Origin of the sequence: Marinomonas ushuaiensis DSM 15871 (assembly GCF_000521805.1) — a bacterium.
Classification (GTDB): Bacteria; Pseudomonadota; Gammaproteobacteria; order Pseudomonadales; family Marinomonadaceae; genus Marinomonas; species Marinomonas ushuaiensis.
Map to the genome: position 1 here is coordinate 331,931 of NZ_JAMB01000001.1, position 25,948 is coordinate 357,878.

General features: G+C 42.3%; 24 protein-coding genes. 6 read left to right on the forward strand and 18 right to left on the reverse strand.

Annotation, left to right across the window (positions count from 1 at the left end; genetic code table 11):
- The first annotated feature begins 21 nt into the window (after positions 1-21).
- Positions 22-282 carry a YheV family putative zinc ribbon protein gene (locus MUS1_RS01515; RefSeq protein WP_036158113.1) on the forward strand — a complete coding sequence of 87 codons (261 nt, stop codon included), beginning with the start codon at positions 22-24 and terminating at the stop codon, positions 280-282.
- A gap of 30 nt (positions 283-312) precedes the next feature.
- Here the strand turns inward: MUS1_RS01515 and MUS1_RS01520 are convergent, their stop codons facing one another.
- Complete coding sequence (locus tag MUS1_RS01520; RefSeq protein ID WP_036158116.1) at positions 313-852, reverse strand: DUF3750 domain-containing protein; 540 nt, start codon at positions 850-852, stop codon at positions 313-315.
- Positions 853-1,166: 314 nt separating this feature from the next.
- Here MUS1_RS01520 and MUS1_RS01525 point away from each other — a divergent pair, with 314 nt between their 5' ends.
- On the forward strand, positions 1,167-2,567 hold the full coding sequence (locus MUS1_RS01525) for an NCS1 family nucleobase:cation symporter-1 (RefSeq protein WP_036158118.1): 1,401 nt from the start codon (positions 1,167-1,169) through the stop codon (positions 2,565-2,567).
- Between the two features lie 79 nt (positions 2,568-2,646).
- Here MUS1_RS01525 and MUS1_RS01530 read toward each other — a convergent pair whose 3' ends face one another.
- The 9 genes from MUS1_RS01530 to MUS1_RS01565 all read right to left on the reverse strand — a co-directional run bounded on the left by MUS1_RS01530 (position 2,647) and on the right by MUS1_RS01565 (position 11,297).
- The gene (locus tag MUS1_RS01530) at positions 2,647-3,285 is read right to left on the reverse strand and encodes an NAD(P)H-dependent oxidoreductase (RefSeq protein WP_036158121.1); all 639 of its coding nucleotides are present in this window, start codon (positions 3,283-3,285) and stop codon (positions 2,647-2,649) included.
- Between the two features lie 124 nt (positions 3,286-3,409).
- Positions 3,410-5,335, reverse strand: a complete 1,926-nt coding sequence (locus MUS1_RS01535; RefSeq protein WP_036158124.1) for a putative bifunctional diguanylate cyclase/phosphodiesterase — start codon at positions 5,333-5,335, stop codon at positions 3,410-3,412.
- A 148-nt stretch (positions 5,336-5,483) separates the two neighbouring features.
- Entirely contained in the window at positions 5,484-5,723 is a 240-nt protein-coding gene (locus tag MUS1_RS16350; protein WP_084035518.1) for a DUF202 domain-containing protein, read from the reverse strand.
- On the reverse strand, positions 5,717-6,058 hold the full coding sequence (locus tag MUS1_RS01540; protein ID WP_036158127.1) for a YidH family protein: 342 nt from the start codon (positions 6,056-6,058) through the stop codon (positions 5,717-5,719). The genes MUS1_RS16350 and MUS1_RS01540 overlap by 7 nt, the downstream gene beginning before the upstream one ends.
- A 17-nt stretch (positions 6,059-6,075) precedes the next feature.
- On the reverse strand, positions 6,076-7,353 hold the full coding sequence (locus MUS1_RS01545) for a TRAP transporter large permease (RefSeq protein WP_051436040.1): 1,278 nt from the start codon (positions 7,351-7,353) through the stop codon (positions 6,076-6,078).
- A complete protein-coding gene (locus MUS1_RS01550) occupies positions 7,346-7,855 on the reverse strand; it encodes a TRAP transporter small permease (RefSeq protein WP_084035519.1) in 510 nt (169 codons plus the stop codon). Before MUS1_RS01550 ends, MUS1_RS01545 begins: the two co-directional genes overlap by 8 nt.
- 51 nt (positions 7,856-7,906) lie before the next feature.
- A complete protein-coding gene (locus MUS1_RS01555) occupies positions 7,907-8,935 on the reverse strand; it encodes a TRAP transporter substrate-binding protein (RefSeq protein WP_036158133.1) in 1,029 nt (342 codons plus the stop codon).
- Positions 8,936-8,996: 61 nt separating this feature from the next.
- The gene (locus tag MUS1_RS01560) at positions 8,997-10,535 is read right to left on the reverse strand and encodes a sulfatase family protein (protein ID WP_036158136.1); all 1,539 of its coding nucleotides are present in this window, start codon (positions 10,533-10,535) and stop codon (positions 8,997-8,999) included.
- A 6-nt stretch (positions 10,536-10,541) separates the two neighbouring features.
- Positions 10,542-11,297: a helix-turn-helix domain-containing protein gene (locus tag MUS1_RS01565; RefSeq protein ID WP_036158139.1), complete on the reverse strand. Its 756-nt coding sequence runs from the start codon at positions 11,295-11,297 to the stop codon at positions 10,542-10,544.
- 285 nt (positions 11,298-11,582) lie between these two features.
- Between MUS1_RS01565 and MUS1_RS01570 the strand changes: the two genes are divergently transcribed.
- On the forward strand, positions 11,583-12,092 hold the full coding sequence (locus MUS1_RS01570) for a glycine cleavage system transcriptional repressor (RefSeq protein ID WP_036158142.1): 510 nt from the start codon (positions 11,583-11,585) through the stop codon (positions 12,090-12,092).
- Between the two features lie 41 nt (positions 12,093-12,133).
- Here MUS1_RS01570 and MUS1_RS01575 read toward each other — a convergent pair whose 3' ends face one another.
- Entirely contained in the window at positions 12,134-13,726 is a 1,593-nt protein-coding gene (locus tag MUS1_RS01575) for a cryptochrome/photolyase family protein (protein ID WP_036158145.1), read from the reverse strand.
- 23 nt (positions 13,727-13,749) lie between these two features.
- On the reverse strand, positions 13,750-13,947 hold the full coding sequence (locus MUS1_RS15815; RefSeq protein WP_211236404.1) for an FAD-binding domain-containing protein: 198 nt from the start codon (positions 13,945-13,947) through the stop codon (positions 13,750-13,752).
- Here MUS1_RS15815 and MUS1_RS16120 point away from each other — a divergent pair.
- Complete coding sequence (locus MUS1_RS16120; protein WP_169731097.1) at positions 13,867-14,070, forward strand: hypothetical protein; 204 nt, start codon at positions 13,867-13,869, stop codon at positions 14,068-14,070. The genes MUS1_RS15815 and MUS1_RS16120 overlap by 81 nt on opposite strands.
- Here MUS1_RS16120 and MUS1_RS01585 read toward each other — a convergent pair.
- On the reverse strand, positions 14,051-15,382 hold the full coding sequence (locus MUS1_RS01585) for a DASH family cryptochrome (RefSeq protein ID WP_036158152.1): 1,332 nt from the start codon (positions 15,380-15,382) through the stop codon (positions 14,051-14,053). The two genes, MUS1_RS16120 and MUS1_RS01585, sit on opposite strands and share 20 nt — an antisense overlap.
- A gap of 476 nt (positions 15,383-15,858) precedes the next feature.
- Here MUS1_RS01585 and MUS1_RS01590 point away from each other — a divergent pair, with 476 nt between their 5' ends.
- Together MUS1_RS01590 and MUS1_RS01595 are read left to right on the forward strand one after the other, a co-directional pair.
- Positions 15,859-17,910, forward strand: coding sequence for a bifunctional diguanylate cyclase/phosphodiesterase (locus MUS1_RS01590; protein ID WP_036158156.1), 2,052 nt, complete (start codon positions 15,859-15,861; stop codon positions 17,908-17,910).
- Between the two features lie 92 nt (positions 17,911-18,002).
- A complete protein-coding gene (locus MUS1_RS01595; protein ID WP_211236405.1) occupies positions 18,003-18,344 on the forward strand; it encodes a zinc ribbon domain-containing protein YjdM in 342 nt (113 codons plus the stop codon).
- A gap of 182 nt (positions 18,345-18,526) precedes the next feature.
- Here MUS1_RS01595 and MUS1_RS01600 read toward each other — a convergent pair whose 3' ends face one another.
- The 5 genes from MUS1_RS01600 to ahpC form a co-directional block, all read right to left on the reverse strand.
- Positions 18,527-20,587 (reverse strand): ABC transporter permease, encoded by a 2,061-nt coding sequence (locus MUS1_RS01600; protein ID WP_036158159.1) that lies wholly within the window; start codon positions 20,585-20,587, stop codon positions 18,527-18,529.
- The gene (locus MUS1_RS01605; protein WP_036158162.1) at positions 20,587-21,657 is read right to left on the reverse strand and encodes a quaternary amine ABC transporter ATP-binding protein; all 1,071 of its coding nucleotides are present in this window, start codon (positions 21,655-21,657) and stop codon (positions 20,587-20,589) included. Before MUS1_RS01605 ends, MUS1_RS01600 begins: the two co-directional genes overlap by 1 nt.
- A 236-nt stretch (positions 21,658-21,893) precedes the next feature.
- The gene (locus MUS1_RS01610) at positions 21,894-22,823 is read right to left on the reverse strand and encodes an ABC transporter substrate-binding protein (protein WP_036158164.1); all 930 of its coding nucleotides are present in this window, start codon (positions 22,821-22,823) and stop codon (positions 21,894-21,896) included.
- A 617-nt stretch (positions 22,824-23,440) separates the two neighbouring features.
- Positions 23,441-24,988, reverse strand: coding sequence for an alkyl hydroperoxide reductase subunit F (ahpF, locus tag MUS1_RS01615; RefSeq protein ID WP_036158167.1), 1,548 nt, complete (start codon positions 24,986-24,988; stop codon positions 23,441-23,443).
- A 205-nt stretch (positions 24,989-25,193) separates the two neighbouring features.
- Positions 25,194-25,751, reverse strand: a complete 558-nt coding sequence (ahpC, locus tag MUS1_RS01620) for an alkyl hydroperoxide reductase subunit C (RefSeq protein WP_036158170.1) — start codon at positions 25,749-25,751, stop codon at positions 25,194-25,196.
- Between the last annotated feature and the right edge of the window lie 197 nt (positions 25,752-25,948).

Genomic DNA, 25,948 nt, shown 5'->3' on the forward strand with positions numbered 1-25,948 from the left:
GTTTTTTCATAAGGGAACATAATGACAGTAAAACGCTTTATCGCTGGTGCCGTCTGCCCACGTTGTAGTGAAATGGATAAGATTCGCGCATGGCGTGATGATGAGGTTGAAAAACAATATCGTGAATGTATTTCGTGTGGCTACACTGATGAGCAATCTACGGTAATACAGGCTCAGCCAACTGAAATACCAACAAGAGTGAATACACCACACAGCAATGCCCCAGAAGCAGAAGAAGTGGTAATCAACTTTATTCCGAACCCAGGAATGACAAAGCACTAATCGCAATGCTTTGGTTGAGGATAATGATGATTACTCGTCATTATCCGCGTAGCCACTGCCAATTGCACTGAATGGCATATCAAGTCCCAGCTCAGGTACTTGTAAACCGACCCAAGTTGGAAATGTGTTGCTGTTTGGTCCAGGAAAAACGGTATATTCATTTGCCCAAGGGTAACGTGCAACCGCTGAGGTGATTTTTGGAATCAAAGCTTCGGCTTTTATACCGGTTATCGATAATACTTTTTCTGGCTTCGAGCCAAACCAATAACGATCTGGTGTGCTGGTTTTGTATTCATACAAAGCGGGCAAGCCACGCTTTACTCGCCAACCAGTCACTTCATAAACCGTGTATTCTGACGCACCTTTTTCTTTTGTTGCGACCCAAGAATGTACGGCAAACCAACCACGCCAGCTGAACGCATCGGCTGCATAGAACTCAATAACGGCTTCAGAGACTTCTTTTGGATTGGGAGCAATACCTGCTGGCTCGCGGCTGGCTGTTCGCCAGTCGTCGTTAGAACAAGCACTTAATAACAATGCAGTAACTAGAATTCCCAAGTACTTTTTCATTCGTTTATCCTAAATAAAATGTCCATATCAATTATTAATACCATAATTGTTGCTTCCAAAAGGGGCAAAATTTAGGAAGCTGTGTCTTTCATTTAAGATGTCTATCTGTTTTAGCTTAATCAAAATGGTGCGAACCATTATAAATTGATCTTGATTGGCGCACTCTCCCTAGAATCAATCATTACTTATCCTTCGTTTATTAACTTGGCTTCCCAAAATTCAATGACTTAAGGCGAATTAATTTCGTGGCATGAAATGTGCATTTCATGAATAAAATAAAAGAAATGTTTGTTTCATGATCAAGGGAAATACTTATGAGTCAACTACCTAACATTGAGAACGATTCTCTTGCTCCTATTGGAGAAGAGCAAAAAACCTGGAAATGGTTTGAAATCTTTAATATCTGGGCCAATGATATTCAAAGTTTGTTTGGCTACACCTTAGTCGCTTCGTTGTTTATTGCTTATGGTGTAACCGGCTGGACTGCATTTGCTGGATTGATCGCTGCAGGTTTGTTGGTGATGTTCTTAGTTAACATTTCAGGTAAAGCGGGTGTCGACTATGGCATTCCTTATCCAGTGTTAGCTCGTGCCAGCATGGGAACACAAGGTGCAAAGTTACCTGCTATGCTTCGATCAATTGTTGCGGTGTTTTGGTTTGGTGTTCAGACGTATTTCGCTTCAACAGCGCTTAATCTTTTGATCGTAACCATTACAGGTGCTACGGGTGGTGACAGTTATTTTGGTATGACTATTATTGGCTGGTGTTCATTCTTAATTGTTTGGGCTTTGCAAATGGTGATTTTTTCTCGCGGTATGGATTGGGTTGGTAAATTCTTAAATCTAGCTGGCCCATTCGTTTATGCCGTTATGATTGGATTGTTGATTGTGCTTTGGAATAAAGCGGACGGTCAGTTGTTGAGTGCCGCAAACAGTATTTTTCGTCACGAAGACGCAACATTTAGTTCTGAGCTAAAAGGTTTTATCGCTATTGTCGGTACCATGGTGGCGTATTTTTCTGCTGTGATGATCAACTTCAGTGACTTCTCCCGTTATGTTAAAGACCATAAATCTATGACGCTTGGTAACCTATTAGGTTTGCCTTTGAACATGATTATCTTTTCAGCTCTTGCTTTGCTTATTACTGCTGGTGCGGCTGTTGTCTATGGCGAACAACTGACTAACCCAACGGCAATTGTTGAAAAAGCAGACAGTGCTTTATTAAGTATTATTGCTGCGGTCACTTTTTTTGCAGCAACAGTAGGTATTAATTTGGTGGCGAATTTTATTCCCGCTGTGAATGGTATCGTTAACTTAGCGCCAAAAAGCATGACTTTCCAAAAAGCCGGATTCATCACATCAGGTTTTGCTTTAATCATTGGTGCCTTATGGACAAGCTTCATCAGCCAAGTAGGCATTGGTGCATTTGTGAATACTTTAGGGGCAACACTTGCGCCTCTTTACGGCATTATGATTGTTGATTACTACATGATTCGTAAGCAAAAACTACAGCTTGCGGATCTGTATGATGAGAGTGAAAAAAGTGCGTATTTCTATTCTAAAGGTTGGAATAATATTGCGGTGATCGCATTCATTATTGGCGCAGTTTTTTCTGTATCGACAGTGTGGGTAGATGCTTTAGCGGTATTATCAGGTTATGCGTGGTTACTTGGGGCCTTGCTCGGCGCCATTGTTTACCGTGTTTTAAGCAAATAACATTAGGCAATTGACATAAAAACGCCACATCACTTATGCAGTGATGTGGCGTTTTACATTATTTCATTCAATGAAAAAATTATTTCATTTCAGTAATAAATTTTTCTTTTGATGCTCGAACTTTTTTCAGATTTTTCAGCCAATCGCCTTCTTCTGCTCGGTAGCCCAATGGCAACAAAATAACAGAGCGTAACCCACGTTCTGTTAGACCAAGAATTTCATCTACTTTTACTGGATCAAAACCTTCCATCGGCGTGCTGTCTACGCCTTCTTCAGCGGCTGCAATTAGCGCAGTTCCAAGACCAATGTAAGCTTGGCGTGCTGCGTGTTGAAAGTTTACTTCCGCATCACGTGGAGGGTAAGCTCCTAAGATCATTTGGCGATAGTTTTCCCAACCTTCGTTTTTAAAGCCGCGTTCGTCATTCACTAGATCAAACATTTCATTGATGCGATCTTCTGTGTAGTTATCCCACGCAGCGAAAACCAAAAGGTGTGAGCCGTCTGTGATTTGCGCTTGGTTCCAAGCGTGAGGAACAATCGCTTCTCGTAAGGCTTTATTGGTGACTACAATCACTTCATATGGCTGTAAGCCGCTAGACGTTGCTGTTAGGCGAGTTGCTTCTAAAATACGATCTACTTTTGATTGCTCAACCGCTTTACTTGGGTCCATTTTCTTTGTCGCGTAACGCCAGTTTAACTTGTCTATTAAATTCGACATTTTTATATTCCTTAAAAAGATTTAGATGCTCTCTATATGTGTCGATTGTACTTACAATTAAAGGGCTAGAATAAGGAAGAATCTGGGCTTTATTTTATAATGAAGCCAAACTCTGTTGAGCGGCCTATTTCAAGTGGTTGCCTAAATAGTTATTGAGTTGCTCTACTTCCAAAGGTTTGGAAAAATAATAACCTTGTAAAAAATGTACGCCGATTTCATTTAGCTTGTTAACTTGCTCTAGTGTTTCGACGCCTTCAGCTACAACTTGATAACCCATAGATTGTGAAATTTGCATGACTGCATGGACAATGTTTGAACCACTGTTGTTGATTTTATCGATAAAACTTTTGTCTATTTTAACGATGTCGACACCCAGATTTTGCATGCTTGCAAGAGATGAATAACCTGTTCCAAAATCATCAATACATATTTCAATGTTCATTTCTTGGAGTGCTTTTATTTGAGTCATCAATGTTGATTTATCAGTGGCGAAAACAGATTCGGTAATTTCTATGTGTAATCGGCTTGGTTCAAATTTTAATTGAGTAAGAAGCCTTCTAACGTGTGTGACAAAGTCTTTATCTTGAAGCTGAATAATAGAAACATTGATGCTAACGGTTAAGTTTTTAGTACTTTTAGACAGGGTTAATATTTGCTGACAGGCTTCTTCTAAGACCCATAAACCTATGCTTTTTATCATGCCATACTGTTCAGCAATAGGGATAAATTCGACAGGTGAGACCTCTTCGCCATCAAGGCGCCATCTTAATAATGCCTCTAGACCTACAACCTCCTCTGTTTTACTTTTTACAATAGGTTGAAATACCAATCGTAACTCGTTGTCATCGATGGCTGTAACGAGTCGATCACTGAGAAACCGCTCTCGGATGATTTGGAGGCGTAATGACTCATTAAAAAACCTTACTTTACCTTTTTCTAGGCGTTTTTGCTGATACATCGCTATGTCAGCACTTTGAATCAAAGTATCGTAATTTTTGCCATGCTGAGGGTACAAAGCAACGCCAATACTGGCGCCAACCCAAGTTTTTGACAGAGATATGGTATGAGGAAGGCTAATGGAGTGAATAAGCTGTTGTGAGAAACTCTCTAGATCCTCAAGGTCTTGGTATCTATACGCAACCAGAAACTCATCGCCACCCCATCGACAAATAGGCAGCGGCCCTTGAGATAATGAAGCAATACGTGAAGCCGTTTCTCGAATGACTTTATCACCAACTTCATGCCCTAGGCTGTCGTTTACTTGTTTGAAACCATCAAGGTCGATGAATAACAACGCAAATGGTGTTGAAGCATCGGCGTCAACAATCTGGTTTAACTCCTTCAAAAAAGCTGTGCGATTTAAAAGGCCTGTTAAACGATCTATATTAGACAGTCGGTAAATCTCTTGTGTGCGGAGCTCTACCTTTTTTTCCATCGTCAATAAGAGTTGAGCGTTTTGGCTTTTTAAATGAATGGCTTTATGGGTGAAATTGGACAGTTTAAAAGCAGTTAACGACATAGCGATTGCGTAAGTCATCCCCATTGTACCGATGAATCGTTCATATGAGTTGCCTGAAATGAGTAACAAGGCTGAATAAGGCACTGACATTGCCACAATACACATAATAGAAGTAGCCTTATTAGCAGACCACATAATAGCAACACCAGAGCCGATGCCACATAAAATAATAATGGTGGTAACGAGTTCAAACGAGTCAGAGAACGGGTGAAAAAATAAAGGGTAAGCGCCCCAAGTGGAGGACACCAAAAAGGATAAACTGGAGAAACACCATAGGTCTTTTTTTGTCGCAATATAGCCTTGAGACGATTTTTTTCGATATTGAGCTAAATCGAAAAGGCGCAAAGACAACATAACAATCATAACCGCCCACCAAATGAGCTTGCCTGTGTAGTCCTCTTTAAAAGTATGTGAAAATACAAACAGACTGCTGATCAAAACAGAAACAGCCGTACTGGTTAAAACATTGGAGTACAAAAGGCGTAAGGACTCTTGTATTTCATCTTGTTTGACGTCTCTATCTATCTGCATTCCTTTACCTTATAAAGATGGCAGTTGTACATTATTAACAGCATAACCTTTATTGTATCCAAACGGCTACTTTTAACAGATGAAAGCAATTTCTTGAGTATATTAGTGGTAAAAAAAGAGAGTGTTTATATAGCACAGTGACCGAGCACTAGAGGAATAGATAAGAAATGATTAAAGCAATTAAGGTGCTGCAAAGTAGAAGCTTATTCTTTCTATTGTAAGCAATGAACAATGAAATAAGACCGGCTGCAGCAAAGTAATAGGCTAAATGAGATTGGAAATGGCCTGTTTTTAAAAAATAGAGTACGACCAATGCAGATAAGGTCACGGTTCTCATCCATGAGAGCGCTGTGCGTTCATGTTGGGTTTCGCGGTGATTTCTTACCATTTAATAATAAATAACGAGATGAGTGACGCAGAAGTAAACAAAGCCAATAAAATATTAGCCATGCCGTATTTTAAACTTCTGCCATGACGCATGTTTATTTCATTTTCCCGCCAGCGAAGGTAGCCACTAACGATACAAAATGCGCTGATGAGAAAGAATAGATACACTAAAACACTGAGCTTAGGATCAATTTTCAAATAAGAAATCATTTGATCAACAGCGAGAGCTGAAACAAAAAAGCCAAGCCCAGTTCGGATCCAAGCCAAGAAAGTTCGCTCATTGGCTAGGGAAAACCGATAATCCGGTGTTTCCCCTTCTTCATACCACTTACTCATAATCCACCGTGCTTTGGTTACAGAAAAATTTCTGAGATTTGTGGTATGAACGCAATAAGTAAGGCCGCGATCAGCATGCCACCTAGCGTCGGCAAAGCACCAATAAATACTTTCTGTACGGATGTTTTACTGATTTGGTTGGCAATAAAGAGGTTGCCGCCCAATGGTGGTGTAACAAAGCCTAACCCGAGACAAACAATCAAAATAATACCGAAGTGATATTGGCTAATGCCATATTGACTAAGCATCGGGTACAACAAAGGCGTTAATACAATAATGGACGCTAAGGTGTCCATGAAACAGCCGACAAACAATAATAAAGCAATGACCAATAAGATCGTCATGACTTTACCATCTACAAATGAAGACATGGAGCCAGTGATTAATTCAGGGATCTGTTGGGACGATAACAACTTACCTAACACCACGGCAAAAGGAATCAGAAACATTGCAACAACAGACATAATTGCCGATTGTGAAAAAACGCTAAACACATTATTCAGTTTGATTTCTTTGTGAACAAAGGCACCAATAATAAAGGCGTAAAGTGATGCCACTGCTGCCGATTCCGTAGGCGTAAATGCACCGGAATAAATGCCGCCTAGGATGATGACGGGAGTCAGTATCGCCCATTTCGCTCTATAAGTTGCTTTGAGTCGCGTTTTCCATGTCCCAGCTTCTCGAGTGCCACCCCAATTGTTTTTCTTTGAAACCCAGTAAGCTGGAATGGCAATACCGAGAGCTAAAAGCAAACCAGGAAGTAACCCGCTTAAGAACATGGATGACACCGATGTACCAGGTTGAGCCAGTGCATAGATAATCATTGGATTTGAAGGTGGAACCAATATCGCAATCACACCAGAACAGGCGGTTAACCCTGCTGCAAACCCTTTGCTGTAGCCTTGTTTAATCATCGCAGGAATCGTAATGGTTCCGATCGCGGCCACGGTTGCCGGTGCGGAGCCAGAAAGACCACCAAACAATAAAGACGCAAATATAGTTACGATTGCCAATCCGCCGGGTAAATGCCCAACGAACTCATCGGCAAGATCCAATATTCGTTGTGCTACCCCGCCTGTCGCCATCAAGGTACCTGCCAAGATGAACATAGGAATGGCTAATAATGGGAAGCTGTCGAGTGACTGATAAGCATCAAGCGCTAATTCGATGGTATCGAACCCCAGACTATAGAAGGCCACAAACAGAGTGCAACCTAACGCAATAGCAACTGGCACTTGAAACATAATGAACAGGAAAAAAGAGCAAACAGTGAGTGTCACTTCAAGGCTAGACATTGATTGGCTCCTGAGAATCTGTCGCGTTACGAGTTTTCAACAGAGTATAGATACGCTGTAAAAGTCGAACGATAGTAAGTACGAAGATGCCTGGTAAAGAACCGAGAAGCAGCCAATAAGGGATGCCTAAACCTTCGGTAGTGGAACCCAACATGTGATGGAATTCAGCAGCACGATAGGCCGCCAACGCAAATAAGATACTAAATACAATGAATATAATGTGTGAAATAAGTTCAATAACAACACGTTTCGATTGCCAAGCTTTAGATGTTGGGATGAGATCGATAATAACGTGTTTATTGGATTTTACCGCCCAAGGTACGCCGAGAAATATCAGCATTATCATCAGTGTTCTAGCAATTTCATCTGTGTACGCAGAAGGCGAGTTCAGAAAGTAACGGTTAAACACTTCAATGTTGAGAGAAATCGCAATGTAGCCCAGCATAAGGCTGCATAGAAATTCTTCGAAATATCTATCCATTATTTTTATTAGCTTTAGCATATTAAAATCTACTTTAAAAAATGGGCAGGAAGAACATCCTGCCCTATGTTTTTAGATATTGTCCAATGTGCTTTTTAGAGTTTCAAAGAAATGCTTCTCGTCTTTATTAAAGTCTTTAGTCGCAATCTTAGTGGTTGGCGCTTGAATAATTGCCGTGAAGGTATCTTGCTCAGCAGAGGTTGGCGTAATGACATTAACACCTTGCTCTTTGAATTTTTCAAGTGCATTGGTTAACTCAATTTCAAAGAAGGCGGCATTTTGTTTAACCGCATCGTCCGCTGCTCTTTGAACTTTCATTTGCAAGTCTTGTGGAAGTTTATTCCAAGTGCGTGCGTTGACTGTCATGAAAGAGCCGTGCGGTTGGAAGTTCAATAGATTCATATTGCCTGCCACTTCATGTAAACCAAATGCAACGGCGGTAGCAGGAGGAATGGCCAAGCCATCAACCGTACCAGTTTGAAGTGCCGTATAAACCTCAGAGATGCCCAATGTTGTCGCACCTGAACCCAATTCAGTGATCATGCTACGCTCAACTTCACTTGGCGTTACGCGGATTTTCAAACCTTTCATATCCGCTGGCGTTTGTACTTTTTTGCCCGTTGTTAAAATACCGCGGAACTCAAATGGCATAACATAAAGCAAACGTAGGTTTTTCTTCGCCATAAGTGATTGAAGTTCATCAACCGCTTCGCCGCCTAACGTGCCATACGGATAGAACAATTTATTACTCGTTTCAATGTTTTTAATAATGTATGGCACATCGAACGATTTAAAAGCATGAACGACAGAGCCTAGATTCGCACCTGAAGACTGAGCGCCTTGAACCGTAGAGCCAAGTTGAGCTTTCTGTAATAACTGAGTGTCGTTGCCTAGTGCACCACCAAAGCTGGCGTTAATGTTGACTTGGTCATCGGTGTATTGTTTTACCAATGATTGGAAGCTCGTTAGTGTTTTCCCCCAAGGAGAGGCAACAGGTGTCGTCGATGCCATTGTTAGGTCGTAGTCTGCAGCAGATGCCATGGCTGTTGAGCCAACTAATAACCCAGTAGAGATCGCTTTAACTAAAAATTTAAGTTTCATGGTTTGTCCTTTTATTTTTTTAATAGACTTTATTAAAAGAGGGCTAAAAGCGCCTCTTAATTTATTGTGACGCTAGCGTTTTATTTATATCGTGTTGTGGAATATCACCGATCTCGAGCATTTTCTGGTCGAGAATAAGAGTCATATCACGGACAACATCTTGGTATTTCGGATCGTTATAACAGTTGAACAATTCAAGAGGATCTTCATCGCAATCGAACAATTCCCACTCTTTTTCTTCTCCGCCCGGCTGCGTACCCGGTAAGTCAAAACCTTCGTTGTACCAAAAAATTAATTTGTAGCGTTTGTTGCGGACACCATAATGAGCATAAGCATTGTGATGTTCATCGCTGTGCATCCAATATCTATGGTACGCCACGTCTTGCCAATCTTCTGGTGTATTTTCTTCTAAGACAGGTCTAACACTGGTGCCTTGCATATAGTTCGGCACAGGTAAATTCGCGTAGTCTAGAAAAGTCGGTGCGAAATCAACGTTTGAAATAATGTCATTAGAAATCGTGTTTGGTGTGATCCCTTCTGGATAACGGATTAAAAATGGCATTTGGAAAGACTCTTCATACATGAAGCGCTTATCGAACCAGCCATGCTCACCCAAAAAGAACCCTTGGTCTGAGGTGTAAATAACAATGGTATTGTCTGCTTGACCTGTTTCGTCTAGGTAATCAAGTAACTCACCGACGCTTTCGTCAATTGACGCAATGGTACGGACATAGCGCTTAATGTAACGTTGGTATTTAAATTGAGCGAGCTCGTCTTGAGTTTTGAAAGTGAAGACGTCACCGTTATCCTTATCGATAAGTTTGAAGGTGCTTAAATCTTCTGGCACGGGTATTTTGCGAACGAGTGAGCCATCAACTGCAAGTTCACCTACTTCTGAACCGCCTTCTGGTTGAACAAGGCCAAGGTCAAAATATGTGATATCACCATGCACTCGCATTTTTGCCGCTTGAGCCGCTTTTGCACGATTTTTGTAATCATCGGAGAAAGTCTCAGGGACTTTGATGTCGTCAGTATAAGAATCACGATATTTAGGGTGCGGCTCCCAAGAACGGTGTGGGGCTTTGTGATGACACATTAAAAAGAAAGGTTTGTCGCTGTCGGTTTCTTTTAGCCAATCAATGGATTTCTTAGTAATGATTTCAGTGGCGTAGCCTGGGACTTGAATGTGTTCTCCCATCTCAATCAATTCTGGATCAAAGTACTCACCTTGGCCGGGTAATACAGACCAAAAATCGAAACCAGATGGTTCGTGATCTGAACCTTCTCCCAAATGCCATTTGCCAATCATAGCGGTTTGATAACCACCGGTTTGTAGATGTTTTGCTACATTAGGAATGTGTTTGTTAATTTTGCTTTCTAATGTCATCACGCCATTTACATGATTATAGGTACCGCAAAGGATGCTGGCGCGGCTTGGCGTACAGATTGAATTGGTAACGTAGCAATGATTGAAACGCATGCCTTCTGTTGCTAAGCGGTCAATGTTCGGAGTTTTATTAATCCCATGTCCATAGCAACTGATGGCTTTAGAAGCGTGATCATCAGCCATGATAAAGAGAATGTTGGGTTGTTTTTTCATTTTTATCTACTCGCTGTGAAGAAAAGCGGTGAGTTTCTGAACCGCCTGATTGATGATTTTTTTATTTTTTTCAATATGAGCGTCAATGTCGTGAACCGAAATAGCCGCTTCTGCAATACAAAGCAGATGAATAAAATTGCCTTGTTTGTCATAAATGGCTTTCGAGAAACGACGTATTCCACGAACATTGCCTTCGATGTCATATAAAACATCGGTTAAACAAGTATTTTGTAATTGCTCCTTCAAGTAACTTTTAGATACGCTATTGCGCAAAGCCCCAGCTTCAAAAAATGCATTTACATCGAATTGTTTACGTACTACATCCCAACCCATTGCCGCTAAGCTGAGTCGTGATGGTGAATCTAATTCGTATAGTGGGCGTCTAAATCCTGTGTGCGCTTTAAGACGAAAAGCGACATTTTTTGATTCTTTTTTGGATAGCCAATAAAGCTGACAATTCTCAATGAATATCGCTTCACAAGACTGTTCTGATTGATCAGAGATGTCTTCCAACACTTGCTCTAGAAGACTTAAATAGCCTTCCGACAAGCTCATTTTCTTTTGTAGATAAAAATTACGTACAAAAGACTTATCTTTTAATCGACGTAAGTAGCCTTCTTTTTCAAGCGTATTAACTATGCGAGAAACCGTTGCCACAGGAATCTCACATTTTCGTGAAATGCTTGCCAAGGTTTCTGCTTTGTCACTTACGGCAAAAAGCTCAATGACTTTTATTGTTTTTCTTACTGGTTCTGATGTCATATCGATCTCCGTCTTAAGATACTAGGAAAGAGCCACTTCAAAGTGAAGTCATATATGGGAGTTCGATTACCATATATGGTTTTATTATTATAATTAATTGATTAATAAGGAATTATTAATTTAATTTTTTATGATGGTGAAAAATATAGAAAAGACAGAGGCGTCATGTGGCGTTTTTAGCTTGCTTGGCACACTCGTTTAGTTGACGTAGTCTAGACTGATGGCACAGTATATTTTTGAATTACTTTCTTTGAATAACACTAAAAATAATAGATGGAGAATTTTATGTCACAACATCTAGTCTTAAGCTTTATCGGAGAAGATCGTCCCGGTATTGTTGAGCGTTTATCCGATACGGTTTCTCGTCATCATGGTAATTGGTTAGAAAGCCGCATGGCGCATTTGGCGGATAAATTTGCTGGCATTCTCACGTTATCCGTTCCTTTAGAGCATCAGGATGCCTTAATCAAAGATCTACGTGACTTTGAAAAGCTTGGTCTTAACGTCACTGTTGAAAATGCAACCCAAGATATTACTCAAGGTTCAACCTTGTCTTTATCTGTTGTGGGTAATGATCGAGCTGGCATAGTGAAAGAAGTCTCTCAGGTTTTGCATTCTTTAATGGTGAACGTGAAAGAGTTGAAAACATCCTGCGAGCCTGCACCGATGAGTTCGGACATGCTGTTTAAAACCGACATGGTGTTGGCGATCCCCGTGAGCGTAACGCTGGTGGAACTTGAAGCGGCGTTGGAAAATATCAGCAGCGACCTAATGGTGGAATTAACCACCGATTAAGTCAGCCGTCTTTTTTGAAAATCAAAAATGAAAAGTAAACATCACAAGTCGTCGAGGTGTTCCAAGCACCAGTTAGCGCGGTCTAAAACGGCGTGTTTTTGCGCGTCGCTTTGCTTATCCCAGTTGCCATAAATCATGCCAATGCGTGGATTCTTGGCCAAGCGCTCGCGGTGTTTCACCATAAAGTTCCAATACAAGCTGTTCAGAGGGCAGGCCAATTCGCCGGTTTTTTCTTTCACCTTGTAATGGCACGAACCGCAATAGTCGCTCATTTTTTGGATATAGCTGCCGCTGGCGGCGTAGGGTTTGGAGGCGATCCATCCACCATCGGCGAACTGACTCATGCCTCGCGTGTTGGGCAATTCTACCCATTCGAGCGCGTCCACATAGATTCCCAAATACCATTCGTCCACCTGTGCTGGCTGGATTTCCGTGAGCATACAAAAATTGCCGGTGACCATAAGACGCTGAATGTGGTGCGCGTAGGCGTAGTCGAGAGATTGACCGATGGCGCTGGAAAGGCAGTGCATCTTGGTGTCACCCGTCCAGAAATAGCTGGGTAACGCTCGTTCGGCGTTGAGGGCGTTTTGCTCTTGGTAGTTCGGCATATTGACCCAATACATACCGCGCACGTATTCGCGCCAGCCAAGAATTTGCCGCACAAAGCCTTCGATTTGCGCAATGTCGATCTCATCGTTTTCGCTATAGGCGTTCATTGCGGCTTTGATAACGTGTTTGGGACTGATGAGTTTGCAGTTGATGGCAAAAGACAAACGCGAATGATAGAGGCTCCAGCTGTGAGGTGTTTTACTGGTCATCGAATCTTGAAAACGCCCAAAATTCGGCAATAAATGCTCACAGAAATAGTCCAATAAAAGCAGAGCATTCTGGCTGGTGACAGGCCACAAAAGAGAGGTATGAGCTTTGCCGATTGAGGTGATTTGGTGGCGTTCGAGGCGCGTCAAAATCGAGGTCACATCATGCTGAAAGCACAAAGGCTCAGGGATCGCTGCGAGGTCTTGCGCTTTGAGTTTGTTGCGATTGGCGCTATCGTAGTTCCATTGGCCGCCTTCGGGCTGTTTTTCGTCGGTCATGAGAATGTTAAAACGCTGGCGCATTTTGCGATAAAAATTCTCCATGCGCACCGTCGCGCTGGGTTTGAAATAGTGCGGAATGTCGTCGTATGGCAGTAAAAAGTGCTCGCTGTCGACCATGCTCACAGACAAGGCGCTCTCGTTGTCTGATTCGTGACGATCAATGAATGCTTGGTAGTGTTGCAGTACGCGGTATTCGTCGGGGCGTTGCAGTTCGATGCGAGAAATTTGATGCTGTGCAGCGATGGATAACATCACCTGCTCGTGAGACTGCGGCGCGATTTCGTCACTTTTTTTGTTAACTGTCTCATCAAGAGTTAAATAACAAACGCGATGCCCCGCGTTGGTTAAGCCGTCGGCAAAGCGTTCCATGGCAAGAAAAAACGCACAGAGTTTTTGTACATGATGTTTGACGTAGGTGGCTTCCGGGTGCAATTCGGCGATGAGATACAAAACGCCCTCGTCTTTTTGGCGAAACCAAGAATGCGCGGCGTTAAGTTGGTCGCCCAGAATAACGCGAAGAGTGTGGTAGTGAGTCATGAGTCGCCTTTTGGATCTTGGTCTTACCCCTGTTTCACGGGGTTATAAATGCGAATGGTATTGGTGCCGGTTACCCCCGCTTGCATTTGAAACTGTGGGTAATGAATGCCGGGTTCAAAGTCCAAAAACAGTCGCGCCAAATGATGCACACCCAAACGCCAGTCGATGTTCAAATGGTGGCACAAAAAGCCCACCATCATGGCGCGCATGCGAAAGTTCATGTAGGCGGTGTCTTGCAAGGCGCGTGGTCGGTCAGGCGAAAATCACGTTTGAGCCACACCACCGCAGGCGTTGTTGATGGCGTGGCTGGGGAAGCAAAGTGTGTCATGAGGATGGGAAAATAGGCCAGTCAGCCGCGTCGACCGAGTCGAGTTGTGAATCAAAAGCCTGACCTTGCCATTTGTTAATAAAGCATTGTTTGGGGTCGTATTGCTCCGTTTGTTTTTTTAAATTGAAATGACGGCCACCGCGAGGGTCGGCGCCAACGCCAGCGACGTATTGCCAATTGCCCCAGTTCGAGCCCACGTCGTAGTCGACCAGCTGTTCTTCAAAGTAGGCCGCGCCATAGCGCCAGTCGATGCCCAGTTCGTAGATCAAGCAACTGGCGACAATTTGGCGGCCGCGGTTGCTCATAAAACCCGTCGCGTTAAGCTGTTTCATACACGCGTTGACGATCGGATAAGGCGTGTTACCTTGGCTCCATTTACGAAAGCGCTCCGCGTAATAACTGCCCTGAGCTGGTTTACCTGATAAGCCGCTAGGGAGAAATAAGCGTTTGCCATAACGTGTGGCGTACCAATGAAAATACTCACGCCATAAAAGCTCGAAATAAATCCAGTAGGTAGAGTCGTTGGCGCCGTGGTCACGCTCGTAAACGTCCAAGCTGGCTTTGATTTGGCGTGGCGACACGCTGCCTTGGGCGAGCCATGGGGAAAATTTGGTCGAATTTTCCCAGCCGTCGAGTTCATTGCGGGTTTCTTTGTAATGCTTGGGCAAATCCGTAGAGAAATAATCGGTAATTTGATCTATCGCCGATCGTTCGCCACCAGTAAACGGGCTGTTTTCATCCAGCCGACGGCTTAATGAGGTAGATTGCCAAGGCTGTATCTGTTGAATTTCAAAACTTGGCATTGAGGGCAAAATAGGAAGCGTTGGCAGCAAACTAGCGGTGTCAATATGTTCCATAGAGCGACGGAATTTAGAGAAAGACACCGGTAGATCCGTAACATTAAAGGGCAACTGATTGGGGTGGAATAAGCTCAAGCCATGGCACAAATTGAGGTGAATGTCAGGAAAGGTTTGGGTGATGCGCTCTAGGGATTGTTGCTCGTCCCAGCCGCCGTGATGGTTGCGATAGAGGTGGGAAATAAGCATTTCGTTGAACAAAATCGTTAGGGTTGTCACAGCGTCTAGGGAGCTAACATAAAGAGTTTGGCCCATATTGCTCAGTTGGGCCGATAAGTCGTCTAACCCTTGTTGTAAGAAGCGTCGACGGTGTTCAGACATGCCCTTTGTGGTGTAGCGACTTGGGCGCTGGCTATGAGGCTCATCGCAATAAAGGCAAACAAGGTGATCTACGTCTTGCGCGGCTTGCCAGAGTATTTCTTGATCGGCGCAACGCAAATCGTTGCCAAACCAAATAACGCCCAGTTTCATGGTGGTTTTTCCTATATGGTTGATTGGATCATAAGTAAGAGTACGTGTAGAAAAAGGTATTGGTTTAGTCCATTTTATTTGATTGTGTCAGGAGGGGATCTGTGTGTCGTTTTGTAATAAAAAACGCCATATTTACAAGGTAAAAAATATAAGAAAAATCAGATTACGTCTAAAAAAACAGTTTTTGTGTAAATAAAATGATATACATCAAAAACTGCCTAAAATTTGGCTAAAATAATATATGTTTTTGTAATTTTCTATATAGTGCCTTTTTGTTTATCTGGGCATCATTTGTTATTTTCATTGCCTAGGCTCTGGCTGGACAATTTCTCTTAAACATATCAATGGGTTATGTATACAATCGGGTTTGAAACAATCGGTACTGATACAGATTCTACCCCCGTCAGAATTTTTTTCTTGTTTTGAATGTGGGTGGCAACGCGCATAAATGGGTATTAAGGTTCAGACAACATATTATGGATATTAATCAGGAAAGTCCTCTCTACAAGGCTTTGTTTAAAGCCGCGGCAGACGGGATTATTATTATCAATAGTCGTGGCATTATTGAATCCTTTTCGCCTTCGGCTGAAGCCTTATTTGGCTATTCCGAAATGGAAATGTTAGGTCGAAATGTTTCTATTTTGATGTCTAAAAAAGATGCACCTCGTCACGATGGCTACCTGAATAAATACATGGAAAGCGGTAAAACGGCGATTATTGGTAAAGGCCGTGAAGTGACAGCGATGAAGAAAAATGGGCAAATGTTTCAAATGCATTTGTCGGTTGGTCGAGCAGATACCGGCGACAGCGGCACCTTGTTTGTAGGGATTTGCCATGATTTATCTGATTATCAAAATGTGGTGAACCAGCTTGAGCACATAGATATCCGCTATCGAAATGTGCTTGCTTCAGAGGGACTTTATATTGTTCGCATAACGCTTGATGGCACCATTATTTTGTCGAACAATACGTTTTCGCATCAATTCTTAGATGGTCATATTAAAGGCAATATTTTCTTAGACAGCGTGGCTGAGTCGTCAAAAAAAGACGCTCAATTGCTCTTTACCTTGCCTGGAAATGGATTGGCCAACGAGTTGAAGATGTCGCTTATGATGCGACATGACGATACGCACAAAGAGGTTGAGTGGTGGTTTAAGCAGGTTAAAGATGGATTGGGCAACCATATTCAGGCTGTCGGTATTGATATTTCTGAGAAAGTGGTGGCGTCTAATGAGGCCTTTCTGCTAAAGAATTTTGATCCAATTACCCAGCTGCCCAAATTAGCTTACGTACAGCAATTATTTTCTCAATATCAGTCTGAAAAATGCACAGGAAACAGCGCCAACTTGTGTTTTATGATCTTTGAGCTGATCGACTTTGAGCGCATTCGAGTATTAAACGGTGAAGTGGTTGCTGATAAAATTCTTGGCGAACTCGCTCGTTTGCTCGATGAACGTATTAGTTTTCAACACTGTACTCGTTTACAAGCCAGTCGCTTCCTATTGATTTTTGAAACTCATTCCACAGATACGTTAGAAAACCAAATACTTCATAAAGCCGAACATATTCAACAAGCGTTACAAAGTATGATTGGAGACATCAGCTCTGACATTCGTATTGGTACAGGGTGCTTTAATGCCACTAATGGTGTTTTCAATGATGCCGTGGAACGAGCCTTAATGGCGATAGAGTTTTCTCATCAACATAGCCTATTTTTGTCGTCATATAATGACTCTATTCACCAAGCTGCCACACGCAAAAAGGGCATCCAAAAGATGTTTTTGGGAGTGATAGAAAGCGCCAAAATAGATGTGTATTTCCAGCCTAAAATCGACCTGAAAAGCCGTAATATTGCTGGTTATGAAGCTCTGATGCGCTGGTTTACCGACGAGTACGATTATATTTCACCGCAGGAAATCATTGACACCGCACAAGAGCTGAACCTTTTGTTTGAGTTAGATAAGTGTGTGATTCATAAGGCTTTGTCTATCATTGATGCAAATCCCGATTTGTTTACGGCAACCACTCCTGTCTCTATTAACATATCGGCTCGAAATTTTGGCTTTAAAGCTTTGATTGATGGCCTTATTCACGATGTTGAGGCACGTGGTATTGACCCTAGATCTATTGAGGTAGAAGTAACGGAAGATGCATTATTGACCATTGGTGATAAAGTGCAAACGAACGCTAATGCGTTACGTAAAGCTGGCATTAAAATTTGCCTTGATGACTTTGGTACGGGGTATTCGGCTTTGAGTTATCTTGGCAAGTTGCCATTAGACAATTTAAAAATAGACCGCAGTTTTGTGATTGAATCAGAAAATAAAAGTGGTCGACTCATGCTAGAAGCCATTGTGTCCATTGCCAAATCGTATCATTTGACGGTCACGGCCGAGGGCATAGAAACGGTTCAGCAGCAGGATGTTCTATCGTCGATTGGTTGTGAATATGCCCAAGGGTTTTACTATTCCAAAGCCCTTCCCGCCGAAGAGTTACTCGCGTGGATTGACGCATATTCATCAAAATGAACCATTAGATGAGCTGATAACAAACACCACACGAAAAATAAGGGTATAATGCGCGCAAATTTTCTCCATCTGTATCAAAGGTATTGATAACTATGAGTCTTCCTAATTGCCCGAAATGTAATTCAGAATACGTTTACGAAGATCAAACTATGTTGATCTGTCCAGAGTGTGCCCACGAATGGAATCCAAATGAAGAAGTCGTAGACGAAGATGCGCTGATCATCAAAGACATGAGCGGTAAGTTACTAGAAGCAGGTGATAAAGTAACATTAGCAAAAGACCTAAAAGTGAAAGGTTCTTCTCAAGTATTAAAAATCGGCACCAAAGCAACGATCAAACGTCTTGTTGATGGCGATCACGATATCGACTGTAAAGTTGATGGCGCTGGTGACATGATGTTGAAGTCTCAGTTCGTGAAAAAAGCGTCGGCTTAAATAAAAAAGCAGAGAATCTGTGACAGAGTCTCTGCTTTTTAAATTATTTAATAGTTATGGCTACAACGATGCTATAACCATTAAATAAGCTCACTAGCTCAAGTATATCTATCACATGTTTTAACGGCACAGCAATAACAACAGTGATGTCTCTTCAAGAATAGATATAAAGCGTAATACCTTCATATTATACCTAATGCTTGTTTACGTTGGTCTGACCAAGTGTGGATCAAGTGATCGACCGCTAAGCCAATAAAAGCAACGCATAAACCAAGGATGATACCTTGCCCCATCCCATTAGATCTCGACAAAGATTGCATGATCAGTTGACCTAAATCGTCGGTACCAATAAAGGCGCCAATAATGACCATAAATAAAGAGAATATAATGGTTTGATTAATGCCCAACATGATATGCGGAAATGCTAAAGGTAATTCGACATGTAATAAACGTTGTGTAGGATTAACACCAGACATGGAGGCGGCTTCTTGTAAGGATTGGGGCACGTTTCTCAAGCCCTCTACTGTGTAGCGGGTAGCAGGAATAGTGGCGTATACGGTTACAGCGATAAGTACAGACAAATCACTTACACCAAATAACATGATGACTGGAATTAAGTAGACGAAAGAGGGAAAGGTTTGAAGCGTGTCACAAACCAGTAATATCACCCTAGTAGCTCGTGTATTTCGTGAACATAAAACGCCAACAGTACAACCAATAATAACTGCCGTGACGGTAGAAAAAGTCACCATGTAAGCGGTAATTAATGCACGATCCCACCAAGGTGTTAAAGCGATAAAGCCAATAAAGGCAGCCACAATAATAGCGGATCGAAGACCTCCAACCAGATAACCAATACCCGTGACTAAAAATAAAGTCGCCGCTACTGGCATGGCTAAATACGCCTCTTTCATAGGCACCAAAATAGAGGTAATCATAAATACATTAAAACTTTGTACGCTCTGGTAGGTGCTAGTGATTATCCAATCAACGATAGTGTCCCAAAAATTCTTAGTTGTGAGTCCTTGTGTGTCACTAATAAAATAAAGGTAGTTTGGCTTATCAGGAAAAAACAGGCTAATAGCATAAGCAATAGCTGAGGTAACAACTAAAATACCGAAGAAAGCTAATGAGTATTTATGATGTAAATGGAAAGGTAAGTCCGCAAAGTAATCGGCTTGTTTGTTCGCCCAAGCAAGGGAAAGTTTATCTAAAACAATCGCGATTAATACGATAGATATACCCAGTTCAAGCGCCTCCCCTATATTTAGCCTGTTTAGTGATACTAATAAATCGTAGCCCAAACCTTTTGTGCCAATAAAAGATGCGATAACCGCCATAGCCAAACATTGCATGATGACTTGGTTAACACCGATCAAAATATCATGACGAGCGGTCGGAATAAGTACTTTAAACATGAGCTGACGAGGGTTGCAGCCACTCATCAGGCCTGCTTCTAATACTTCTGGAGACACTTTTTTAAGACCTAAAATAGTCAGTCGAATCATCGGTGGTGTGGCAAAAATAACCGTCGATATGGCACCAGCATGGTCGCCAATACCAAAGAATACGACCACAGGGATTAGGTATGAAAAGTGAGGCATAGATTGAGCGACATTCAACAATGGCGTCAATATTATTTTGAAAGTTTTGTTCTTATAAGCAAAGACTCCCATCATCAACCCTAGGAAAACAGATAACGGCACGGCGACTAATACAAAAGATAGGGTTTGCATGGCCGGTGTCCATTGCCCAAATACTGCAATATAAATAATGCTGCCCCCCGCTAATATAGACAACTTTCGGCCGCCTAAAAAGTGACCCATTAAAAATGCACCTGATGCTACAGCAGTCCAAGGCAATGCAGGAATTCGAGCCCACGGGTGTTCACTAATAAAGTCCCAGCTGGTGAAGGTTACAACGGTTTTAACACCGCCTAAAAGCAGCTCTCGAATAAGATTGATAAAAAATAGAATCACACCAGATAAGCTACGAGTAAACTCTTTGATCATGGTAGATTCTTCAGTGAGATCTAATTCAATATCGTACGTTTCTACTAGCCAAAAATCATTGATAAGATATTTAAGGAAGTTGTTCAGAGTGTCGGGCAAAAGCCAGAATATATTCTCTTGAAAACGCCATAAATTGCCACCGGATACTGGGCTGATGGCCATGACAAGAACAAAGAATATTGCCAGCAAGGCAATAAACTGCACCCATTTATGGTGTATGAAATAATGCATTAGGCTTGGCTCTCTGCGTTGTTATTGATGGGCAGGTTGTTCGTTTCACCAAACATGACTTGTATTATTATTTTGCTGTTTAAAGTGCCCACGATCTCGTCTTGTTCATTAAGGACAGCGACTGGCTTTTGTTCGCTTAATACACGTTCTGCTACTGTGTCGATAATGGCGTTTTTAGAAACGGTGATATCACTCAGGTCGGTGTTGACGTCATATTCTTCCATGATGGTTTGACAAGAGAGGACACGCTCACGTCGCACACTGCGAGTAAACTTAGCAATGTATTCGGTTGCTGGGTTAAGAACGATGTTCGCAGGGGTATCAATTTGCTCTATGACACCGTCTTTCATAATGGCGATGCGATCAGCAAGACGAAGGGCTTCATCAAAGTCGTGGGTAACGAATAAGATGGTTTTATGTAATACGCTTTGTAAGCGAAGGAATTCGTCTTGCATTTCCTTACGAATCAAAGGATCTAGAGCGGAAAATGGCTCATCAAGAAACCACATTTCAGGCTCTACGGCGAGTGATCGAGCAATACCAACACGCTGTTGTTGACCGCCAGAAAGTTGACGAGGGAAAGCGTTTTCATAACCCGTTAGCTCTACTAAATTCACCATGTCCATCGCTCGCGCCATGCTGTCTTTAGTACTAATACCTTTTACTTGTAATGGTAAGGCTATGTTTTCTAATACGGTTTTATGGGGTAAAAGAGCAAAACTTTGGAACACCATGCCCATTTTGTTACGACGAACATTAATGAGTTCTTTTTCATTCATGCCAAGTAGATCTTCGCCATCAATAAAAATATTGCCAGCAGTGGTTTCAATTAAACGTGAAATACAGCGTAAAAGAGTCGACTTACCTGAGCCTGATAACCCCATAATGACGAGCATTTCACCTTTATGGACGTCGAAAGACGCGTTATTAACACCAATGACGCATCCTGCCTCGAGTAATGATTCAGTATCTACTTCTCCATCCGTTTTTTTTAAAACTTTTTCAGCGTTTTCACCAAAAATTTTATAGACAGATTCGCATTTAATAACGGGCTGGATAGGTGTGGACATAATTAAGTCTCTGTAAAAATAAGGTGCAGCAACGAATTTTTGTTGGCACGGTATTAATGGAGTTGTCGGACTGGCAGGCGCAATATAATTTTGCGTGATTATTTATCTACTCTTACTTGTCGCGGACAAAAAAATTAATAAGTAGAGAGCTTGGGGGAATGCCACTCAAAATCTCTACTTTTATATTGAACAACAGGCATAGCCTGAATGCGCACATTCAAGCTATTGTATTTGCCTTATAGCCATTTTTTCCAAGTGGCTTCGTTATCCGCTAGCCATTTTTCAGCGGCTTCTTCATGACTTAAACCATCGATATCAACCAATGCTGCCATGTTGCCGATGTCACTTTTGGTGAATGATATATTATTGAATACCTTGTAAGCGGTTGGCCATTTTTTAGGCATTTGGTAATACGCCGCTTTTTTCAACCAACCTGCTGGTGGAGAACCACACTTTCCATCGCCACCATCAGACATTTTACAACCTGGCGTGTACTCTGGAAATTCAACGAAGCTACCACCTTCCCCTGCATCGGTGAAATTGGGTGACCAGTTAAATATCACAACCGCACGGTTGTCTTTTTTTGCAGATTCTAGTTCCGCCCAAAGAGCGCCTGAAGAACCGGCAAACTTAGCGGTAAAGTCCATATCAAGTGCTTTGATACGATCCAAGGTTTCTTGACCATGCCAATCCATAGGTCCATCTAGATAACGACCTTTTCCGCCACTTCCTGCTGTCGCAAATAGCTCAGAACAATCGTTTAGTGCTTTCCAAGACGGTAGACCTGGGCATAGTTCACCAACATAAGCTGGGTACCACCACTCTTCTTGAGTAGGCGATGCGTGATTACCTACATCAATGATGCCGCCAGCGTCTAAAGCGTTGTTGAAGGATTTCCCGAAAGTAGACTGCCATATCTCGTGGGAAATAGTGACATCACCATTACGAACTGATTCATAAACTGCTTGGCTGTCCGCTGGAACATAAGAAACGTTATCACCAATGCTTTCAAAAATACCGCCAATAACGTACGCCATAGTAATTTGGCTAGTCCAGTTATGGGTGGGAATTACAATAGGTTCTTTCGAGTCGGCTTGGGCCATTGACGCGCCAAGGACAAGTGAGCTAACTGCGGTAGAAACCGCTATTTTTTTCAAAAAAATCATATATATATCCAGGTGATATTTAGTGCGCTATTACAGCTAAACACAGATGAAGAATGTTACTCGGACCATTTAGGATCGAACAATTACACTCTAGTGATGTGCACCAAGGTTAAATCTTAATATGGTGCAATTTGATGAAGACTTTAACTGCCGATATAACAGTCTGTCTAAGGTGGTCGGGCCACCGATTGAACGCGAGATTTCGAGAATACGCTTAGTAGGCAGCGCTAGAACTGGTCAAGCAATAAATACTTGTGAACTCGTATGCCAGAGCTATACCTTAACACAATTAAGGAAGAAATATTGTTTGGCCCTGACAAATAATATTTTTGCATAGCATTACGTCACCTGAAGCAATCTAGATGGAAGGTAATAATTTGGTAATAGGATGGTGCTCTTTACTACGAGGGGGACTATATTTTGGAGACTTCTTGCTATCGCTGGTAGCTCTTCTGGTCGATGTTTTTAATGGAAGTGTCACTTATTGCTGCAACTTAGCTATGTGGTAAAAACCGCCATCAAGCTAAGTTTGATAGCGGTTTGAAAGGTAACCTATGTTAGTTAAGAAGGAAGGAGCCTCTAACTAAGACCAATGGTTTATTGATTTATTACGTAACCTAGTTACGAATCAAATAGTCGAACGCGCCAAGTGCTGCGGTTGCGCCACCACCCATAGAGATTATGATTTGCTTATATGGCGTTGTGGTTACGTCACCTGCTGCAAATACACCTGGGATAGAGGTTTGTCCGTGTCCGTCGATGACGATTTCGCCACGGTTAGACAAAGTTAGCGTGTCTTTCAAGAACTCGCTGTTTGGCACTAAGCCGATTTGAACGAAGATACCTGCCACATCTACAAGGTGAGATTCGTCTGTTTTACGGTCTGTGTATTTCAAACCAATGACACGTTCGCCATCGCCGATGACTTCGGTTGTCATCGCTTCTTTGATGATAGTCACGTTCGGTAGAGACTCTGCTTTTCTGACTAAAACGTCATCGGCGCGTAGCGTATCGCCAAATTCCAAAACAGTAACGTGTTCAACGATACCAGCAAGATCAATCGCCGCTTCGATGCCTGAGTTACCGCCACCAATCACCGCTGTTTTTTTGCCTTTGAACAATGGGCCGTCACAATGAGGGCAGTAAGCGACGCCTTTGCCACGATATTCGTGCTCACCCGGAACGTTCATTTCTCTCCAGCGTGCGCCTGTTGCTAAAATGACTGTTTTACTTTTCAGGATTGCGCCGTTTTCTAGCTCGACTTCAACGAATTCTTTCTTCTCTAGACGAACCGCTTTTTGCGTTTTCATCAAATCAACATCGTAATCCAGTACATGTTGCTCAAGACCTGCGACCAATTTCGGGCCGTCTGTTGCTTTTACCGAAATGAAGTTTTCAATCGCCATAGTGTCAGATACTTGACCACCAAAACGTTCTGCAACTACACCTGTACGAATGCCTTTACGAGCTGCATAAATAGCTGCTGCGGCGCCTGCTGGGCCACCTCCAACGACTAACACATCGTATGGATCTTTTTCGGCTAATGCAGCGGCTTGTTTGTCGGCTGCGCCCGTGTCTACTTTATTTAGAATCTCTTCCAGTGTCATACGGCCTTGGCCGAAATGTTCACCGTTCAAGTAAACAGACGGAACGGCCATGATGTTCAAGCCATTTACTTCGTCTTGGAATAACGCGCCGTCGATCATAGTCGCGGTGACTTTAGGGTTCAGCGCTGCCATTAAGTTTGTTGCTTGCACAATGTCCGGACAGTTGTGGCAAGATAGGGAAATGTACACCTCAAAATTTAACTCAGTGTCTAATGTCTTAATCTGTTCTAGTAATTCTGGAGCCGCTTTTGATGGGTGACCACCGGCTTGTAAAAGAGCCAATATCAAAGAAGTAAACTCGTGGCCCATTGGGATGCCTGCAAAACGTACGCGAGGTGCTTGGTCTTTTGGACCAATGGCCATTTGTGGTGCTCGCTCAGCCGAATTACTTTCTACAGACAAGGTGATTTTATCGCTTTGTAACTCGGTAATTTCACGAGCCAAGCCAACTAATTCTTCTGCTTTTTCTGAACCATTTGTGGACACAGTAATCTCAATCGGATTAACGATATTCTTTAGATATGCGCCCAATTGCTGCTTAATATTTGCTTCTAACATGATGTTTAACCCGTTAATTGAGGGATTACTGTAAATTCCGGACGCAAAAATTCATACCAAGCCAATAAACGGCTTGAAACCTGCATTCCGAAAGAAGTGTATATAAAAGAATAAAAGGGGTCAGATCGCTTAAGTAGACCTGATGTATATAGATCCCTTTGTTTAAGGGATCTGACCCCTTTTAGGGTCTGACTAAACAGTCGGTTTAGATTTTGCCGACTAGGTCTAGAGAAGGAGCAAGTGTTGCTTCGCCTTCTTTCCATTTCGCTGGGCAAACTTCACCTGGGTGAGCGGCAACGTATTGTGCTGCTTTCACTTTGCGAAGAAGTTCTTCAGCGTCACGGCCAATGCCCTCAGCAGTGATTTCCATTGCTTGGATTGTACCTTCAGGGTCGATCAAGAAAGTCGCACGATCTGCAAGACCTTGACCTTCACGCATCACACCGAAGTTATTGGTGATTTTGCCGGATTGATCGCCAACCATGTAGTAGTTGATTTTGCCGATTGTTTCAGAGCTGTCATGCCACGCTTTGTGAGTGAAATGCGTGTCTGTCGAAACAGAGAATACTTCAACGCCACGAGACTGAAGTTCAGCATAATGATCAGCAACGTCGCCAAGTTCTGTTGGGCAAACGAATGTGAAGTCAGCTGGATAGAAAAAGAAGATAGACCATTTGCCTAAAACGTCTTTTTCAGAAATTTCTACGAATTCGCCAGATTTGAAAGCGGAAGCGTTAAACGGTTTTAATTGAGTGTTTACCATGTGATGTATCTCCTAGAGTTCTCTGTTTAAGAATGAAAAATGTTTTCAGTGCGTTACCAACAAGAGTCATATTAAGGAGAATACATATATTAATGAAATTGTTATTTTTTAAACTCCTGATTAATAAAAACTATTTGTGAGGGTTGTATGAACGAATAGGTATAAAAAAAGCCTCAAACCTTTATAAAAAAGAGTGA

Excerpts from the sequence above, each read along its gene's own strand:
- MUS1_RS01565 (WP_036158139.1), bottom strand. The coding sequence starts at position 11,297 with ATGACATCAGAACCAGTAAGAAAAACAATAAAAGTCATTGAGCTTTTT.
- MUS1_RS16350 (WP_084035518.1), bottom strand. The coding sequence starts at position 5,723 with ATGGTAAGAAATCACCGCGAAACCCAACATGAACGCACAGCGCTCTCA.
- MUS1_RS01570 (WP_036158142.1), top strand. The coding sequence starts at position 11,583 with ATGTCACAACATCTAGTCTTAAGCTTTATCGGAGAAGATCGTCCCGGT.
- MUS1_RS01555 (WP_036158133.1), bottom strand. The coding sequence starts at position 8,935 with ATGAAACTTAAATTTTTAGTTAAAGCGATCTCTACTGGGTTATTAGTT.
- MUS1_RS01605 (WP_036158162.1), bottom strand. The coding sequence starts at position 21,657 with ATGTCCACACCTATCCAGCCCGTTATTAAATGCGAATCTGTCTATAAA.
- MUS1_RS01535 (WP_036158124.1), bottom strand. The coding sequence starts at position 5,335 with ATGCAGATAGATAGAGACGTCAAACAAGATGAAATACAAGAGTCCTTA.
- MUS1_RS01560 (WP_036158136.1), bottom strand. The coding sequence starts at position 10,535 with ATGAAAAAACAACCCAACATTCTCTTTATCATGGCTGATGATCACGCT.
- ahpC (WP_036158170.1), bottom strand. The coding sequence starts at position 25,751 with ATGGTAAACACTCAATTAAAACCGTTTAACGCTTCCGCTTTCAAATCT.
- MUS1_RS01585 (WP_036158152.1), bottom strand. The coding sequence starts at position 15,382 with ATGAAACTGGGCGTTATTTGGTTTGGCAACGATTTGCGTTGCGCCGAT.
- MUS1_RS01515 (WP_036158113.1), top strand. The coding sequence starts at position 22 with ATGACAGTAAAACGCTTTATCGCTGGTGCCGTCTGCCCACGTTGTAGT.
- MUS1_RS01575 (WP_036158145.1), bottom strand. The coding sequence starts at position 13,726 with ATGACTCACTACCACACTCTTCGCGTTATTCTGGGCGACCAACTTAAC.
- MUS1_RS01550 (WP_084035519.1), bottom strand. The coding sequence starts at position 7,855 with ATGCTAAAGCTAATAAAAATAATGGATAGATATTTCGAAGAATTTCTA.
- MUS1_RS01525 (WP_036158118.1), top strand. The coding sequence starts at position 1,167 with ATGAGTCAACTACCTAACATTGAGAACGATTCTCTTGCTCCTATTGGA.
- MUS1_RS16120 (WP_169731097.1), top strand. The coding sequence starts at position 13,867 with ATGATGCACACCCAAACGCCAGTCGATGTTCAAATGGTGGCACAAAAA.
- ahpF (WP_036158167.1), bottom strand. The coding sequence starts at position 24,988 with ATGTTAGAAGCAAATATTAAGCAGCAATTGGGCGCATATCTAAAGAAT.
- MUS1_RS01530 (WP_036158121.1), bottom strand. The coding sequence starts at position 3,285 with ATGTCGAATTTAATAGACAAGTTAAACTGGCGTTACGCGACAAAGAAA.
- MUS1_RS01595 (WP_211236405.1), top strand. The coding sequence starts at position 18,003 with ATGAGTCTTCCTAATTGCCCGAAATGTAATTCAGAATACGTTTACGAA.
- MUS1_RS01520 (WP_036158116.1), bottom strand. The coding sequence starts at position 852 with ATGAAAAAGTACTTGGGAATTCTAGTTACTGCATTGTTATTAAGTGCT.
- MUS1_RS01610 (WP_036158164.1), bottom strand. The coding sequence starts at position 22,823 with ATGATTTTTTTGAAAAAAATAGCGGTTTCTACCGCAGTTAGCTCACTT.
- MUS1_RS15815 (WP_211236404.1), bottom strand. The coding sequence starts at position 13,947 with ATGAACTTTCGCATGCGCGCCATGATGGTGGGCTTTTTGTGCCACCAT.
- MUS1_RS01540 (WP_036158127.1), bottom strand. The coding sequence starts at position 6,058 with ATGAGTAAGTGGTATGAAGAAGGGGAAACACCGGATTATCGGTTTTCC.
- MUS1_RS01600 (WP_036158159.1), bottom strand. The coding sequence starts at position 20,587 with ATGCATTATTTCATACACCATAAATGGGTGCAGTTTATTGCCTTGCTG.
- MUS1_RS01590 (WP_036158156.1), top strand. The coding sequence starts at position 15,859 with ATGGATATTAATCAGGAAAGTCCTCTCTACAAGGCTTTGTTTAAAGCC.
- MUS1_RS01545 (WP_051436040.1), bottom strand. The coding sequence starts at position 7,353 with ATGTCTAGCCTTGAAGTGACACTCACTGTTTGCTCTTTTTTCCTGTTC.